17 protein-coding genes are annotated in these 16,188 nt (G+C 66.0%); 1 reads left to right on the forward strand and 16 read right to left on the reverse strand.

The window, feature by feature from the left end; translation table 11 throughout:
* From JMF90_RS03795 to rpsB, 16 genes are all read right to left on the reverse strand, one after another.
* On the reverse strand, positions 1-690 hold a 690-nt coding region (locus JMF90_RS03795), incomplete at its 3' end, for an RNA methyltransferase (RefSeq protein ID WP_201324961.1).
* Complete coding sequence (rnhB, locus tag JMF90_RS03800; RefSeq protein WP_011549547.1) at positions 687-1,331, reverse strand: ribonuclease HII; 645 nt, start codon at positions 1,329-1,331, stop codon at positions 687-689. The genes JMF90_RS03795 and rnhB, both read right to left, overlap by 4 nt.
* The gene (lpxB, locus tag JMF90_RS03805; RefSeq protein ID WP_011549546.1) at positions 1,328-2,497 is read right to left on the reverse strand and encodes a lipid-A-disaccharide synthase; all 1,170 of its coding nucleotides are present in this window, start codon (positions 2,495-2,497) and stop codon (positions 1,328-1,330) included. The genes rnhB and lpxB overlap by 4 nt, the downstream gene beginning before the upstream one ends.
* Before the next feature lie 3 nt (positions 2,498-2,500).
* The gene (lpxA, locus tag JMF90_RS03810) at positions 2,501-3,289 is read right to left on the reverse strand and encodes an acyl-ACP--UDP-N-acetylglucosamine O-acyltransferase (protein WP_006478502.1); all 789 of its coding nucleotides are present in this window, start codon (positions 3,287-3,289) and stop codon (positions 2,501-2,503) included.
* A gap of 67 nt (positions 3,290-3,356) precedes the next feature.
* Positions 3,357-3,824: a 3-hydroxyacyl-ACP dehydratase FabZ gene (fabZ, locus tag JMF90_RS03815; protein ID WP_006495559.1), complete on the reverse strand. Its 468-nt coding sequence runs from the start codon at positions 3,822-3,824 to the stop codon at positions 3,357-3,359.
* Positions 3,825-3,953: 129 nt separating this feature from the next.
* The gene (gene lpxD, locus JMF90_RS03820) at positions 3,954-5,048 is read right to left on the reverse strand and encodes a UDP-3-O-(3-hydroxymyristoyl)glucosamine N-acyltransferase (protein WP_011549545.1); all 1,095 of its coding nucleotides are present in this window, start codon (positions 5,046-5,048) and stop codon (positions 3,954-3,956) included.
* Between the two features lie 16 nt (positions 5,049-5,064).
* On the reverse strand, positions 5,065-5,562 hold the full coding sequence (locus tag JMF90_RS03825; RefSeq protein ID WP_011549544.1) for an OmpH family outer membrane protein: 498 nt from the start codon (positions 5,560-5,562) through the stop codon (positions 5,065-5,067).
* A 64-nt stretch (positions 5,563-5,626) separates the two neighbouring features.
* Complete coding sequence (bamA, locus tag JMF90_RS03830) at positions 5,627-7,936, reverse strand: outer membrane protein assembly factor BamA (RefSeq protein ID WP_011549543.1); 2,310 nt, start codon at positions 7,934-7,936, stop codon at positions 5,627-5,629.
* Positions 7,937-7,997: 61 nt separating this feature from the next.
* The gene (rseP, locus tag JMF90_RS03835) at positions 7,998-9,371 is read right to left on the reverse strand and encodes an RIP metalloprotease RseP (protein WP_011549542.1); all 1,374 of its coding nucleotides are present in this window, start codon (positions 9,369-9,371) and stop codon (positions 7,998-8,000) included.
* 11 nt (positions 9,372-9,382) lie between these two features.
* The gene (locus tag JMF90_RS03840; protein WP_006483824.1) at positions 9,383-10,579 is read right to left on the reverse strand and encodes a 1-deoxy-D-xylulose-5-phosphate reductoisomerase; all 1,197 of its coding nucleotides are present in this window, start codon (positions 10,577-10,579) and stop codon (positions 9,383-9,385) included.
* Positions 10,580-10,594: 15 nt separating this feature from the next.
* Entirely contained in the window at positions 10,595-11,416 is an 822-nt protein-coding gene (locus JMF90_RS03845) for a phosphatidate cytidylyltransferase (RefSeq protein WP_006478495.1), read from the reverse strand.
* Positions 11,410-12,192: a polyprenyl diphosphate synthase gene (uppS, locus tag JMF90_RS03850; protein ID WP_006478494.1), complete on the reverse strand. Its 783-nt coding sequence runs from the start codon at positions 12,190-12,192 to the stop codon at positions 11,410-11,412. Before uppS ends, JMF90_RS03845 begins: the two co-directional genes overlap by 7 nt.
* Before the next feature lie 49 nt (positions 12,193-12,241).
* On the reverse strand, positions 12,242-12,802 hold the full coding sequence (gene frr, locus JMF90_RS03855; protein ID WP_006478492.1) for a ribosome recycling factor: 561 nt from the start codon (positions 12,800-12,802) through the stop codon (positions 12,242-12,244).
* A 91-nt stretch (positions 12,803-12,893) separates the two neighbouring features.
* Positions 12,894-13,607, reverse strand: coding sequence for a UMP kinase (gene pyrH, locus JMF90_RS03860; protein ID WP_006402648.1), 714 nt, complete (start codon positions 13,605-13,607; stop codon positions 12,894-12,896).
* Positions 13,608-13,763: 156 nt separating this feature from the next.
* Complete coding sequence (gene tsf / locus JMF90_RS03865) at positions 13,764-14,645, reverse strand: translation elongation factor Ts (RefSeq protein WP_011549541.1); 882 nt, start codon at positions 14,643-14,645, stop codon at positions 13,764-13,766.
* A 162-nt stretch (positions 14,646-14,807) separates the two neighbouring features.
* A complete protein-coding gene (gene rpsB, locus JMF90_RS03870; protein WP_011352461.1) occupies positions 14,808-15,548 on the reverse strand; it encodes a 30S ribosomal protein S2 in 741 nt (246 codons plus the stop codon).
* 379 nt (positions 15,549-15,927) lie between these two features.
* Between rpsB and JMF90_RS03875 the strand changes: the two genes are divergently transcribed.
* Positions 15,928-16,188: M24 family metallopeptidase (locus JMF90_RS03875; protein WP_201324962.1), on the forward strand; the 261-nt coding region annotated here is incomplete at its 3' end.

Here is a 16,188-nt window from a genome sequence, read left to right on the forward strand (position 1 = left end):
CGTCACGCGATGCGTGGCCGCGTCGCGCCAGAATGCCGACACGCCGGCACCTTCGTTGCCGAACACCCAGGCGACAGGTCCCGACAGGTCGCAGTCGTAGACCGCCTGCGCGCCGTGCGAGTCGGTCAGCGCGACCGGGACGTCGAGGCGTTCGGCCAGCGCCTCAGCTTCGACGTCCTCATGGATCGACAGCAGGAAATGCGCGCCCATGCCCGAGCGCAGCACCTTCGACGACCACGCATAGGCCGTCCCCGGCGCGCAGAACACGTGACGCACGCCGGCCGCCGCCGCGCTGCGCAGGATCGAGCCGACGTTGCCGGCATCCTGCACGCCGTCGAGCACGACCGACGTGTGCGTCACGCGTTCGGGCAGCGGGTGCGCCGGCCGGTCGACCAGCAGCAGGAAGCCGACGCCGTTGACGACGTTCGACAACTGCCCGAACAGCGCGTCCGGCAGCGTGACGATCCGCTGCGCGTCGATGCGTGCGACGATCGCCTGCGCCTCGGCGTGGCCGAGCGCGCCTTCGGTCGTGACGCACAGCTCGGGCGTCGCGCCCGTATCGAGGTACGCGCTTGCCAGATGGAAGCCTTCGAGCAGCGCCTGGCCGCTGCGGCGCTGATGGGGCGTCGAACCCGCGAGCGCCTTCAGGCGCTTGTACAGCGGATTGTCGCGGGAAGTGATGCTTTTCATCGAATCAGGTCAAGCGCCGCGCGAACCGGCGCGAACGAGCGCCGATGCGCTTCGCACGGGCCGTGCTCGCGAAGTGCGGCAAGGTGTTTCGCGGTGCCGTAGCCCGCATGCACGTTGAAACCGTACACCGGGAAGCGTTCATGCAGGTCGACCAGCATCCGGTCGCGCGTGACCTTCGCTAGGATCGACGCGGCCGAGATGCTCGGCACGAGCGCGTCGCCACTGACGATCGCCTCGGCACGCACGCTCAGCGTCGGGCAGCGGTTGCCGTCGATCTGCGCGAGCGTCGGCAGTACCGACAGGCCTTCGACGGCCCGCTTCATCGCGAGCATCGTCGCATGCAGGATATTCAGCGTATCGATCTCGTCGACACTCGCCGACGCGACGCAATACGCGTGCGAACGCGTGACGATCAGGTCGTACAGCGCGTCGCGCTTCTTCGCGGACAGCACTTTCGAATCGTCGAGCCCGTCGATCGGCTGTGCCGGATCGAGGATCACCGCGGCGGCGACTACCGGCCCCGCGAGCGGGCCGCGGCCGGCTTCGTCGACGCCGCAGACGATCTCGTCCGGACGGCTGAAGTCGAAACCGCCCTGCACGTCGCTCGACGCACGGCGGCGTGGCGCACGGATTGCGGTCATGCGCGCCCCTTGCGTTGTTCGAGCACGCGCACGACGGCCTCGGCCGCCTTCGCGGCCGTGTTCTGCCGCAGCGACAGATGCATTTCGGTAAACACTTCGGTCAGCGTGCGGCGGTTCGCGTCGTCGCTCAGTTGCGTGAGCGTCGCATCGGCGAGCGCCTCGGGCGTCGCGAAATGCTGCAGCAGCTCGGGCACGACGAAGCGACCCGCCAGGATGTTCGGCAAGCCGACATACGGCAGGTAGCCCTGCCGGCGCATGATCTGCCCGGTCAGCCAGGGCACCTTGTACGAGATCACCATCGGCTTCTTCAGCAGCGCGGCTTCCAGCGTGACGGTGCCGCTCTTCACGAGGATCGCGTCGGCGGCCGTCATCGCGACCTGCGAGCGGCCGTCGGTGATCGTCAACGCGAGTTGCGGGTGCGCGTCGACGAGCGGCTGCAGCAGTTCGCGCAGTGCGGGCGTCGCGGCCGGCATCACGAACCGCACGCCGGGTTCGCGCTGCTGCATCAACGCCATCGCCGCGAAGAACGTGGGGCCGATCAGCGCGATCTCCGAGCGCCGGCTGCCCGGCAGCACCGCGATCACGGGGCCGTCGGCCGGCAGACCCAGTGCGATGCGGGCGCCATGCGTGTCGGGTTCGAGCGGGATGTCGTCGGCGAGCGGATGACCGACGTAGGTCGATGCGACGCCCGCCTTGTCGAGGATCGCCGGCTCGAACGGGAACAGGCACAGCATGTGATCGACGGACTTCGCGATCTTCTTGATGCGGCCGCCGCGCCACGCCCAGATCGACGGGCACACGAAGTGGATCGACGGAATGCCCGCGTCGCGCGCGGCCTGCTCGACGTTGAAGTTGAAATCGGGTGCGTCGACGCCGATGAACGCGGCCGGCCGCTCGGCGAGCAGCTGGCGCTTCAGTTCGCCGCGAATCCGCAGGATCTCTGGAATCTGGCCCAGCGCCTCGACATAGCCGCGCACGGTCAGCTTGTCCATCTGCCAGTGCGAGTCGAAGCCCTGCGCGATCATGCGCTGCCCGCCGATCCCGTAATACTGGGCCGATTCGGGCAGCCGCTCGCGCAGCCCGCCGAGCAGCGACGCCGCGAGCAGGTCGCCCGACGGCTCGCCGGCCACCATCGCGAGTCGCAGCTGATTGGTCGGGAGCGGCATCGCTTAGCGGATGATGCCGCGTTGCGACGCGTCGATGAACTCGACGAGCGCCGTCACCGGTGCATCGCCGTCGCCGCCCGCTTCCGCGAGTTCGCGCAGTTGCACCTTCGCTTCTTCCAGCGACAGGCCGTTCTTGTACAGCACGCGGTACGCGCTGCGCAGCGCCGAGATCGCATCGGCCGAGAAGCCGCGCCGGCGCAGCCCTTCGACGTTGATCCCGTGCGGCTCGGCCTTGTTGCCGGCTGCGATCACGAACGGGGGGATGTCCTGCACGAGCGCCGACGCGCCGCCCAGCATCGAGTGCGCGCCGATGCGCACGAACTGGTGCACGCCCGACATCCCGCCGATGATCGCGAAGTCGCCGATCTCGACGTGACCGGCCATCTGCGCGTTGCTCGACAGGATCACGTTGTTGCCGACGCGGCAGTCATGGCCGATGTGCACGTAGGCCATGATCCAGTTGTCGTCGCCGAGCGTCGTCACGCCGACGTCCTGCACGGTGCCCGTGTGGATCGTCGTGAATTCGCGGATCGTGTTGCGGTTGCCGATCACGAGCTTCGTCGGCTCGTCCTTGTACTTCATGTCCTGCGGACGACCGCCGACCGACGCGTAATGGCCGATGCGGTTGTCCTCGCCGAGCGTCGTATGGCCTTCGATCACGCTGTGCGAGCCGATCGTCGTGCGCGCGCCGATCGTGACGTGCGGGCCGACGATCGCGTACGGGCCGATCTCGACCGATTCGTCGATCTGCGCGCCCGGTTCGACGATCGCGGTAGGATGAATCCTGGTCATGCGCCGTTGCCTCTCGATATGATGTGTCGCGTTGTTCGCGTGATGTTACCCATGCGTGCCGCGTCGCTCAGGGCGCCGCGTCGGCCGTCTTGACCGTGCACATCAGTTCGGCTTCCGCCGCCACCTTGCCGTCCACTTCCGCCACCGCCTTGAACTTCCAGATGCCGCGGATGTAGCGCTCGAACGTCACGTTCAGGATCAGCTGGTCGCCCGGTTCGACCACGCGCTTGAAGCGCGCGCCGTCGATCCCGACGAAGTAATACAGCGTGTTCTCCGGGTCCTTCGGCTGCTCTTCCGCGAACGTCAGCAGCGCCGCGGCCTGGGCGAGCGCCTCGAGGATCAGCACACCCGGCATCACCGGCCGCTTCGGGAAATGCCCCTGGAAGAACGGCTCGTTGATCGACACGTTCTTCAGCGCTTTGATCCCTTTGTGCGGCTCGAGTTCGAGCACGCGATCGACGAGCAGAATCGGGTAGCGATGCGGCAGCAGCGTGAGGATCTTGTGGATGTCGAGATTGATTTTTTCAGTGCTCATGATGGTTCGTCTCACGCAGAGGCTGCGCGGTGGTGATGCAAAGGCTGAAGCGGGCCGCCGCGCGGCCCCGTCTGGCAAACCGGGCCGGTTGCGCTGGCCGTGCCCGGTTCGTGGTCTCGCATGATGCGCTCAGGCGTCGGTGCCGCCCTGGGCGGCGAGCGCGGCTTCGAGCGCCTTGATGCGCTCGCGCAGCTTGTCGAGGTTGCGCACGAGCGCGGCGCTCTTGTTCCATTCGCCGTGGTCGACGGCCGGAAACGCGCTGGTATAGATGCCGGCCTTCGGCAGCGACTTCGATACGCCCGACTTCGCGGTGATGATCACATAGTCGCCGAGCGTCACGTGGCCGGCGATCCCGGCCGCGCCACCGATCATGCAGTGGCGGCCGATCGTCGTGCTGCCCGCGATGCCGGCGCTGCCGGCGATCACCGTGTACGCGCCGATCCGGCAGTTGTGGCCGATCTGGACCTGGTTGTCGATCTTCACGCATTCCTCGATGACGGTATCCGCCATCGCACCGCGATCGATCGTCGTGTTCGCGCCGATTTCGACGTCCGGGCCGATCGTCACGCCGCCGACCTGCGGGATCTTGACCCAGCTGCCGGTGCGCGCGTCGCCGTCACCGACGAAATCCGGTGCGAAGCCGAAGCCGTCGGAACCGATCACGGCGCCCGCATGGACGATCGCGCGCGGGCCGACCTTGCAGCCGTGGTACACCGATGCGTTCGGATAAAAATGCGAGCCGGCGCCGATCGTCGTGCCGCGGCCGACGAACACGTTCGCGTCGAGCTGCACGCCGTCTTCGATCACCGCGCCGGCCTCGATCGTCACGTGCGGGCCGATCACCGCGGTCGCGGCGACCTTCGCGGCCGGATCGATCGTCGCGCTCGGATGCACGCCGGCCGCGCGCGGCGGCGTGGCGAGATCGATGAACATCTGCGCGACGCGCGCGAAGTACGCGTACGGATTCGGCGTCACGATGAAGTTGCGGGGGCCGGCCGTCCGGCCTTGAGCGGCCGCACCCAGCTTTTCCAGATCCTTCGGTGCGATCAGGACCGCACCGGCGCGGGTCGACTCGACCTGCGACAGGTACTTCGGGTTCGCGAGGAACGCGAGCTGCTGAGGGCCCGCCTGGTCGAGCGGTGCGAGCCCGCCCACCTTGCACTGTGCGTCGCCGGCGATCTCGCCGCCGAACCGTTTTACGAGTTCCTCAAGCGTCAATGCCATTCGTCGTCTGCTCCGTTCAGTTCGTCGAGCCGGACGCGAGCGCCTTGAGCACCTTGTCGGTGATGTCGATGCGCGGGCTGACGTACACGGCTTCCTGCACGATCAGGTCGTAATTCTGCTGCTCGGCGATCTGCTTGATGACCTTGTTCGCCTTTTCCAGCACGGCCGCCAGCTCTTCGTTGCGACGCTGGTTCAGGTCTTCGCGGAACTCGCGCTGCTTGCGCTGGAAGTCGGTGTCGAGCTGCGCCAGATCGCGCTGCTTCTGCGCGCGATCGGCCGCCGACAGCGACGCGCCGTTCTTGTCCAGCGAATCGGACATCGACTTCAGACGCGCCGCCAGGTCCTGCAGATCCTTGTCACGCTTCGCGAACTCGGCTTCGAGCTTCGTCTGCGCCGCCTTGGCGGGCGCCGACTCGCGCAGGATCCGATCCGAATTGACCGCCGCGATGCGGGCGACGTCCTGTGCGTGCACCGTTGCCGCGCCCAGGGCCAGCGCAACGGTCAGCGCGCACATCACTCGTTTCGAAAACTTACCGGTTAGCAAAATTACCCTCTCGTTGCTGTTGTCATGCGTTCGGTCAGAACGCCGTCCCGATCTGGAACTGGAATTTCTGGTACTGGTCGCCTTCGTGCTTCTGCAGCGGGAAGCCCAGGCTCAGCTTCAGCGGGCCGATCGGCGAGATCCACGCGAGACCCACACCGTAGCCGTAACGCAGGCCGTTGGCGCCCGTACTCGTGCCGCCCGGCGCATTGCCCCACACGTTACCGCCGTCGAGGAACGTGAACACGCGCAGCGTGCGGTCGTAACCCGTGCCCGGCAGCGGGAACGTCAGCTCGATGTTGCCGACCAGCATCTTCGAACCGCCGATCGGATCGTTCGTCTTCGTGTCGCGCGGGCCCAGCGAGCTCGGCTCGTAGCCACGCACGGAGCCGATACCGCCCGCGTAGTAGTTCTTGAAGATCGGGTACGGGTTACCGATACCGTTACCGTAGCCGCCTTGCAGGTTCAGGCCCAGGATGAAGCCGCGCGAGAACGAATAGTAGTACTGCGCCTGCAGGTCGGCCTTGTAGTACTGGATCTTGCCGACCGGCACGCCGTACTCCATGTTCGCCTGCGTGAAGTAGCCGCGGCTCGGAATCAGCGCGCTGTCACGCGCGTCGCGCGACCATGCGACCGTCAGCGGCACCGTGTTCGACACGCGGCCGAACTGGTTCACGTAATCCTGGTAGCTCTGCGGCGTGTTCGAATCGACGTCCAGGCGGTTCTGCTCGAAGCCCGCGCCGAAGTAGACGGTGTCGACTTCCGAGAACGGAATGCCGAACTTCAGGTTGCCGCCCGCGCTGATGATCCGGAAGCTCGAGCTCGTCGAATAGTAGAGCGGCTGGTACGTGCGGTAGAAGACGTCGGTGATCCGCTTGATGCCATCGACCGTGAAGTACGGGTCGACCTGCGTGACGGTCAGCGTGCGGTAGCTCTTCGCGGTGTTGACGTTCACCGACAGGCTCGTGCCCGAACCGAACACGTTGTCCTGCGACACGCCGGCCGACAGCACGACCTTGTCCGTCGACGAGAAGCCGGCACCCAGCGTGATCGCGCCGGTCGGTTTTTCGTCGACCTTCACGTTCACGTCGACCTGGTCGTTCGTGCCTTCGACCGGCACCGTCGTCACGTCGACGTTGGTGAAGTAGCCGAGGCGGTTCACGCGGTCCTTCGACAGCGCGAGGCGGTTCGAGTCGAACCACGAGCTTTCGAGCTGGCGCATCTCGCGGCGCACCACTTCGTCGCGCGTGCGCGTGTTGCCGACCACGTTGATGCGGCGCACGTACACGCGGCGGCTCGGATCGACGACGAGGTTCAGGTTCACCTTGTGGTTCGCCTGGTCGATGTCCGGCTGCGCGTTGACGGTCGCGAATGCGTAGCCGTATTCACCGAGCTTGTCGACGATCGACTTGGTGGTCTGCTGCAGCTTTTCGGCCGAGAAGCGGTCGCCCGGCTTGATCTTGATCAGCTTGTTGAGCTCGGCCTCGCGATCGAGCAGGTTGCCCGACAGCTTGATGCCCGACACCGTGTACGGCTCGCCTTCGTGCAGCGTGACCGTCAGGTACATGTCCTTCTTGTCCGGCGAGATCGACACCTGGGTCGACTCGATGTTGAACTCGAGGTAGCCGCGGTTCAGGTAGTACGAGCGCACGGCCTCGAGGTCGCCCGTGAGCTTTTCCTTCGAGTACAGGTCGTTCTTCGTGTACCAGGAGAACCAGTTCGGCGTCGACAGCTGCATCTCGTCGCGCAGCGTGCTGGTGCTGAACGCCTTGTTGCCGATGAAGTTGATCTGGCGGATCTTCGCGCTCGGGCCTTCGGCCACCGCGAACAGGATCGACACGCGGTTCGCGTCGACCGGCGTGATCGTCGTCTTGACCTCGGCCGCATAGAAGCCGCGCGTCAGGTACTGGCGCTTGAGCTCCTGCTCCGCCTTGTCGACGAGCGCCTTGTCGTAGTAGCGGCCATCGGCGAGGCCGACCGCGCGCAGCGCCTTCGTCAGGTTGTCCTTGTCGAATTCCTTCGTGCCGGTGAAGTCGATCGACGCGATGGCCGGACGCTCCTGCACCTGCACGATCACGACGTTGCCCTGCGTGGCGACGCGCACGTCGTTGAAAAAGCCCGTCGCGTACAACGCGCGGATTGCTTCGGATGCCTTGTCGTCCGTGAAGGTATCGCCCTGCTTGATCGGCAGATAGGCGAACACCGAACCCGCTTCGACGCGCTGCAGCCCCTCGATCTTGATGTCTTGCACCACGAACGGTGCCGCTGCATGCGCCGCGAGGCCGTGCGCGGCGAGCGCGGCCGCTGCAACTGTCTTAGGTACAAAGCGATGAGGTTTGAACAACATGCATCCCCAATATTTAGCTGCATCAAATCGGGCGGCTGGCCAGCGGCCGCCGCCTGACGCTTCAGAAATGGATTAACCGAGCCAGATCGTTGAACAGCGCGATCGCCGACAACGCGACGATGCAGATCAACCCGGCTCTTTGCAGAATCAGCTGCCAGCGCTCCGAGACGGCTTTCCCGGTCGCGGCTTCAACCGCATAATATAACAGATGCCCCCCGTCCAAAACGGGAATCGGCAACAAGTTCAGGACGCCAAGGCTAATGCTGACAAGGGCGAGGAACGACAGGAACGCCGACGGACCGAGCCGCGCGCTCTTGCCTGCGTAGTCGGCGATCGTCACCGGGCCGGACAGGTTCTTCAGCGACGCGTTGCCCGTGATCATCCGCCCGAACATCTTCAGCGAATACACGGAAATGTCCCACGTGCGGTGCGCGCCGAGCCGCAGGCTCTCGATCGGCCCGTAGCGCACGTCCACCGACGGCGCGTGCATCGACAGCGCCGCGCCGATGCGGCCGATCTGCTGCCCCGATTCGTCGTCACGCTGCATCTGCGGCACGATCGACACCGTCTGTGCGGCGCCATTGCGCTCGATCCGCAGCTCGAGCGGCTGGCCCGCATGGTGCTTCACCGTATCGATGAAACGCGCCGCGCCGCCGATCGGCTTGCCGTCGAGCGCGACCAGCTTGTCGCCGACCTTCAGGCCGGCCTGCTCCGCCGCGCTGCCCGGCTGCACCGACGCGACCGACAACGTGCCGCCGCCGGCCTCGAAGCCCAGATGGGCCATGAAGTCGTCGTCGAGCTGGCTGTCGGGCACGTTGCGGAGGTCGACGCGGAAGTCGAACGTCGCATTGCCGTCGCGCGCGCCGAGCACGACCTCGCGATGGTCGAACGCGGCCGACAGCAGCTTCCAGCGCAGGTCCGACCACGATCGCACCGGCTCGGACTCGCCGCCCTGCGCGTTGCGGATCGACACGACCGTCTCGCTGCCGTCGAAGCCCGCGCGAGCCGCTGCGGTGCCGGCGGCCGGCGGCGCGACGATCGCGGTCGGCTCGGTCACGCCGGTGGCGAATACGAGGGAAAACAGTGCGATTGCCAGCAGGAAGTTTGCAATCGGCCCGGCCGCGACGATCGCGATGCGCTTGTAGACCGACTGGCGGTTGAATGCCTGGCCGAGCTCTTCGGCCGGGATGCCGCCCGGGCCCGGATCGCGCTCGTCGAGCATCTTCACGTAGCCGCCGAGCGGCAGCACGGACAGCGTCCACTCGGTGCCCGTCCTGCGGCTGACCCAGCGCGCGATGGGCTGGCCGAAGCCGATCGAGAAACGCAGCACCTTCACGCCGCACCAGCGCGCGACGCGATAATGTCCGTACTCATGCACGACGACCAGTACCCCGATCGCCACCGCAAACGCGACCAGTTCGACCAGCACGTTCATGAGCACCCCATTCAGACAGTACGCTCCACGCGTGGCGCAGGCGCTTTCGCAATGATCGCGGCGGCGAGGCGGCGAGCCTCGGCATCCGCCGCGAGGACGTCGTCGAGCCCGTCGGGCGCGCGGTTCGGCAGCGTGTTGAGCACGGCGTCGACCGTCGCCGCGATCGCCATGAAGCCGATCCGGCGCTCGAGAAATGCTTCGACCGCCACTTCGTTCGCCGCGTTCAATGCGGCGCTCGCGATACCGCCTTCCTCGAGTGCCTTCAGCGCGAGCGCGAGGCACGGGAAGCGCGCGTAATCGGGCTTCTCGAACGACAGCTGGGCGATCTGCGCGAGGTCGAGCTGGTCAACGCCCGCATCGACGCGCTCGGGGAATGCGAGCGCGTGGGCGATCGGCGTGCGCATGTCGGGGTTGCCGAGCTGCGCGAGCACCGAGCCGTCGCGGTACGACACGAGCGAATGGATCACGCTCTGCGGATGGATCAGCACATCGATCCGGTCGCCCGGCAGCCCGAAGATCCAGTGCGCCTCGATCACCTCGAGGCCCTTGTTCATCATCGTCGCGGAATCGACCGAGATCTTGCGGCCCATCACCCAGTTCGGGTGCTTGCATGCCTCGTCCGGCGTCACGTCGACGAGCGTGGCCGGTTCACGCGTGCGGAACGGCCCGCCCGACGCGGTCAGGATGATCTTCGAGATCCCGCCGTGCTCGGCCGCGTCGCGCGGCATGCACTGGAAGATCGCGTTGTGCTCGCTGTCGACCGGCAGCAGGATCGCGCCATGGTCGCGCACGGCGTCCATGAAGATCGCGCCCGACATCACGAGCGCTTCCTTGTTCGCGAGCAGGATCCGCTTGCCGGCGCGGGCGGCCGCCAGGCTCGGCGCGAGGCCGGCCGCGCCGACGATCGCCGCGACCACCGTGTCGCAGCCGTCGCTCTTCGACACGTCGACGAGCGCCTGCGGCCCGTGCAGCACGACCGTCTTGCTGCCCGCCGCGCGCAGTTTCGCGTCGACGTGCGCGGCGGTTGCGGCATCGCCGACCACCGCCACTTCGGGCGCGAAGCGCAGACACTGCTCGACGAGCTTGTCGCCGTTGCGGTGCGCGGTCAGCGCGTAGACCGAGAAGCGCTCGGGATGGCGCGCGACCACGTCGAGCGTGCTGTCTCCGATCGAGCCCGTGGAACCGAGCAATGTCAGACGTTTTTGCATAACAGGAATAATGGTTTAACCAAGCAGCAGCATCGCGAGCGGCAGCACCGGCAGCAGCGCGTCGACACGATCGAGCACGCCGCCGTGGCCCGGCAGCAGTCCGCTCGAATCCTTCACGCCCGCCTGCCGCTTCAGCAGCGACTCGAACAGGTCGCCGATCACGCTGTAGGCAACCAGCAGCGTCAGCGCGGCCCACGCACCGGGCATCCCGTAGCGCGCGGCAAATGCAGAAAACAGGGTCGGTTCGAATGCGTGCACGGCCATCGCGACACCGGCGACGACCATCACCGCGAACCAGCCGCCGATCGCGCCTTCCCAGCTCTTGCCGGGGCTGATCGTGATGGCCAGTTTACGCTTTCCGAAGGCCTTGCCCGCGAAGTATGCGCCGATATCGGCCAGCCAGACGACGAGAAGCAGCGACAGCACGAACGGCACGCCCAGCGCGCGGGCTGCCACGAGCGCGTGCCAGCAGGCGGCAAACACGACCAGGCCGGCGGCCAGCAGGAACGGCCGCCAGACGCCGCCCGCGAGTGCGGGCTTGCGCCGCAGCGCGAACGGGCCGACCAGCAGCCAGAACACGCCGGCCGCCATGAAAAGGGGACGGGACGCAGCCGCATCGACGCCGAGCGGCGCGGTGGCTGCGAGCGCGAGCGCCGCGACGAGCGCATAGACGACCGGACCGGCGCCGCCGAGCTTCAGCAGGCGCGCCCATTCCCACGCGGCGAACACCAGCACGACGCCGATCAGTGCGCCGAACCCGGCGAGCGGCGCGAACAGCGTCACCGGCAGCAGCACTGCCAGCATCACGATCGCCGTGATCACACGGGTTTTCAGCATGAAAGGGAGTCGGCGTTCTGCGATTGCGGTTCGAGCTGCGCACTCGTGCGCCCGAAACGGCGCTCGCGCTCGGTATACGACGCCATCGCGTCGGCCAGTGCCGCGCCGTCGAAATCCGGCCAGTACTTGTCGGTGAAATAGAATTCGGCGTACGCGAGCTGCCACAGCAGGAAGTTGCTGACGCGTTGCTCGCCGCCGGTGCGGATGAAGAGATCGGGCTCCGGCGCGTAGGCCATCGCCAGGTGCGGCGCGAATGCGTCCTCGGTCACCTCGACCTCGCGGCCTTCGCGCACGGCCTGCTCGACGAGCTTCTTCGTCGCCTGCAGGATGTCCCATCGCCCGCCGTAGTTGGCCGCGATGGTGAGCGTCAGACGGGTATTGCGCGCCGTCTTGGTTTCGGCGCGGCGAATCAGCTCGCGGATGCGCGGCTCGAAACGGTCGAGATCGCCGACGACACGCAGGCGGATCCCGTTCGCATGCAGCTTGCCCACTTCGCGCTCGAGCGCGGTGATGAACAGCCGCATCAGGAACGACACTTCGTCGTTCGGCCGGCGCCAGTTTTCCGAACTGAACGCGAACAGCGTCAGGTATTCGACGCCGGCGCGCGCGCAGCCTTCGACCACCGCCCGCACGGCATCGACGCCGCGGGTGTGCCCCGCGACGCGCGGCAAGCGGCGTTCGGTCGCCCAACGGCCATTGCCGTCCATGATGATCGCGATGTGACGCGGCACGACACCGACGTCAGGCACGCGAACGGTAGAGCTGGTATAGGTCATGGCCGTTGAGACAGTAATGCGGGAAGAAGGCGGCGCGCGAGGACGGTCGTCAGACCGTCATGATCTCGGCTTCCTTGGTCTGCACGAGCTTGTCGATTTCGGCAACGTGCTTGTCGGTCAGCTTCTGCACGTCGTCGCTCGCGCGGCGCTCGTCGTCTTCCGAGATTTCCTTGTCCTTCACGAGCTTCTTCAGCGCTTCGTTCGCGTCGCGGCGCAGGTTGCGGATCGCGACCTTGGCCGTTTCGCCTTCGCTCTTCACGACTTTGGTCAGCTCGCGGCGGCGCTCTTCCGTCAGCGCGGGCATCGGCACGCGGATCAGGTCGCCGGTCGTTGCCGGGTTCAGGCCCAGATCGGCTTCGCGGATGGCCTTCTCGACCTTCGCGACCATGTTCTTTTCCCACGGCTGCACGCCGATCGTGCGCGCGTCGACGAGCGTCAGGTTCGCGACCTGCGAGATCGGCACCATCGAGCCGTAGTAGTCGACCTGCACGTGATCGAGCAGACCGGTGTGTGCACGGCCCGTACGGATCTTGGCCAGATCGTTCTTGAACGCTTCGATCGAGCGCTGCATCTTTTGCTCGACGCCCTTCTTGACATCAGCGACACTCATTTCAACCTCCGAACCTTCAAACCTTCAAAGAACACGGGCCCCGCCCGGCGCATGTCGCGCGCCGCGGCCGGTCGCCCGCATCCGCGGGAGTTTACACGTGGACGAGCGTACCTTCGTCCTCGCCCAGCACGATGCGCTTGAGCGCGCCCGGCTTGTTGATCGAAAACACGCGAATCGGCAGCTTCTGGTCGCGGCACAGCGCAAACGCCGTCGCGTCCATCACCTGCAGGTTGCGGCTGATCGCCTCGTCGAAGCTGATCGTCGTGTAACGCGTGGCCGACGGATCCTTCTTCGGATCGGCAGAATATACGCCATCGACCTTGGTCGCCTTCAGCACGACTTCGGCGCCCACTTCCGAACCGCGCAGCGCAGCGGCGGTATCCGTCGTGAAGAACGGGTTGCCGGTGCCGGCCGCGAAGATCACGACGCGGCCTTCCTCGAGCTGGCGGATCGCGCGGGGCCGGATGTACGGCTCGACGACCTGGTCCATGCGCAGCGCGGACTGCACGCGCGCCTCGATGCCGGCGTGGCGCATCGCGTCCTGCAGCGCCAGCGCGTTCATCATCGTCGCCAGCATCCCCATGTAGTCGGCCGTCGCGCGATCCATGCCGGCCGCGCCGCCCGCGACACCACGGAAAATATTACCGCCACCGATCACGACCGCGAGCTGCGTCCCGAGACGCACGACTTCGGCGATATCGGCCACCATCCGTTCGATCGTCGCGCGATTGATGCCGAAGGCATCGTCGCCCATCAGCGCTTCGCCGGAGAGTTTGAGGAGGACGCGTTTATAGGCATTGGACATAGGGGCTTCCGAGCGACGAGAGGATGACAACCACGAACTGTAGGGGCGAAATACTGATTCGGGCAAGCGCCGACGACCGGACCGGGGTTCCCGGCCGGCCGGCGGCGCCGCCGGCCGCGGCGGAGCGGACGCCCGCCGCGGATGCTGCCTGACTGCTTACTGCTGCTTTGCTGCTGCGACTTGCGCGGCCACTTCGGCGGCGAAGTCGTCCTGGCGCTTCTCGATGCCTTCGCCGACGACGAACAGCGCGAACTTCTGCACCGTCGCATTCGCTGCCTTCAGCATCTGCTCGATCGTCTGCTTGTCGTTCTTCACGAACGTCTGGTTCAGCAGCGACACTTCCTTCAGGTACTTCTGGACGCTGCCGTCGACCATCTTGGCGACGATTTCGGCCGGCTTGCCCGATTCCGCGGCCTTCTGCTCGGCCACGCGGCGTTCCGTGTCGATCAGTTCAGCCGGCACGTCGGCCGACGACAACGCGACCGGCTTCATCGCGGCGATGTGCATCGCGACGTCCTTGCCGACCTGCTCTTCCGCACCCGTGTACTCGACGATCACGCCGATACGCGCGCCGTGCAGGTACGTGGCGATCTTGTTCGCGGTTTCGAAACGGACGAAACGGCGGATCGACACGTTCTCGCCGATCTTGCCGATCAGCGCCAGACGCACTGCGTCGACGGTCGAGCCTTCGAGCGGCAGCGCCGACAGCGCGGCCACGTCGGCCGGGTTCTGCGTCGCGACGAGTTCCGCGACCGTCTTCGAGAACGCGAGGAAGTCGTCGTTCTTCGCGACGAAGTCGGTTTCGCAGTTCAGTTCGACCAGCGCGCCTGCGTTGCCGCCGACGAACGATGCGACGACGCCTTCTGCCGTCACGCGCGATGCGGCCTTGCTCGCCTTGTTGCCGAGCTTGACGCGCAGCAGTTCTTCAGCCTTGGCCAGATCGCCGTCGGCTTCCGTCAGCGCCTTCTTGCACTCCATCATCGGTGCGTCGGTCTTTGCGCGCAGTTCTGCCACCATGCTTGCGGTAATTGCCGCCATCATTCGCTCCTTGAGTCTGTATTCACAACGCCGCCCGCTTGGACGCGAACGGCCGAGATTCGTTTCCGGACCCGCGCCGATTCGGCGCGATCAGGTCCGGCGCACAAGCTTAAAAAAAGGGGGCCTGTTGAGAGCCCCCTTTTTGCGCCGGCTCGGGGCCAGTTACGCGTTTTCCTCGACGTACTCGTCGTCGCCGCGTGCGGCCTGGACCACTTCGTTGACCGCGTTCGCGCGGCCTTCGAGGATCGCGTCGGCCACGCCTTCGGCGTACAGCGCGACTGCCTTGCTCGAGTCGTCGTTACCCGGGATCACGTAATCCACACCTTCCGGCGAGTGGTTCGTATCGACCACGGCGATGACCGGCACGCCCAGCTTGTTCGCTTCCGTGACGGCGATCTTGTGGTAGCCGACGTCGACGACGAAAATTGCGTCCGGAATGCCGCCCATGTCCTTCACGCCGCCGATCGACTTCTGCAGCTTGGCGATTTCGCGTTCGAACAGCAGCGCTTCCTTCTTGCTCATCTTCTCGGTTTCGCCCGATTCGACGGCCGCTTCCATGTCCTTCAGGCGCTTGATCGATACCTTCAGCGTCTTGAAGTTGGTCATCATGCCGCCGAGCCAGCGTGCGTTGACGTACGGCATGCCCGCACGTTGCGCTTCCTGGGCGATCGTGTCACGCGACTGGCGCTTCGTGCCGACGAACAGGATCGTGCCGCGGTTCGCTGCCAGCTGGCGCACGTACTTCTGTGCGTCCGTGAACATCGGCAGCGTCTTTTCGAGGTTGATGATGTGAATCTTGTTGCGGTGACCGAAAATGAACGGAGCCATCTTCGGGTTCCAGAAGCGCGTCTGGTGACCGAAGTGGACACCCGCTTCCAGCATTTGGCGCATCGTAACTGCCATGTAAATTCTCCACGAGGGTTGGGTCTTAAGCCGGCTGCCGTACCGCCGCGCGACCCCGCCTCGAAGGACGTGGATTCCGCACGGACGGCACCCTGGTTGCGCCGGCTTGCGATTCGGCACGTGCAAAATGCCCGTGCCGTAAGCCTTTCACCGCGATGCCGCCCCGAAATGGGGCACAACGGCAAATTTGGATATCGACTTAGCCAAAGAGTATAGCACGCGGATTTGTCCGCTCTCAAGTCGCGCGGCACTTCCGCTTGCCGCGCGGCGGCAGGCCGGACAATCCGCGAAAACCCGCATCCGCGCGGCCGGCAGGGGCTGCGAGGCCCGCCATAAGGTGCGATAATCCGTCAATTCACCGCATTCCAGGCATACCTCGATGGCTATTACGCTCAAAAACGAACACGATATCGCGGAGATGCGCGTCGCCTGCCGTCTCGCCAGCGAAGTGCTCGACTTCATCACGCCGCACGTCGTCGCGGGCGTCACGACCGCCGAACTCGACCGCCTCTGCCACGAGTTCATGCTCAACGAGCAAGGCACGATCCCCGCGCCGCTGAACTACCAGCCGCCCGGCTATCCGCCGTACCCGAAGGCCACCTGCATTTCGGTCAACGACGTGATCTGCCACGGCATTCCC

The organism is Burkholderia sp. E168m23 (assembly GCF_016586125.1).
Lineage (GTDB): Bacteria > Pseudomonadota > Gammaproteobacteria > Burkholderiales > Burkholderiaceae > Burkholderia > Burkholderia orbicola.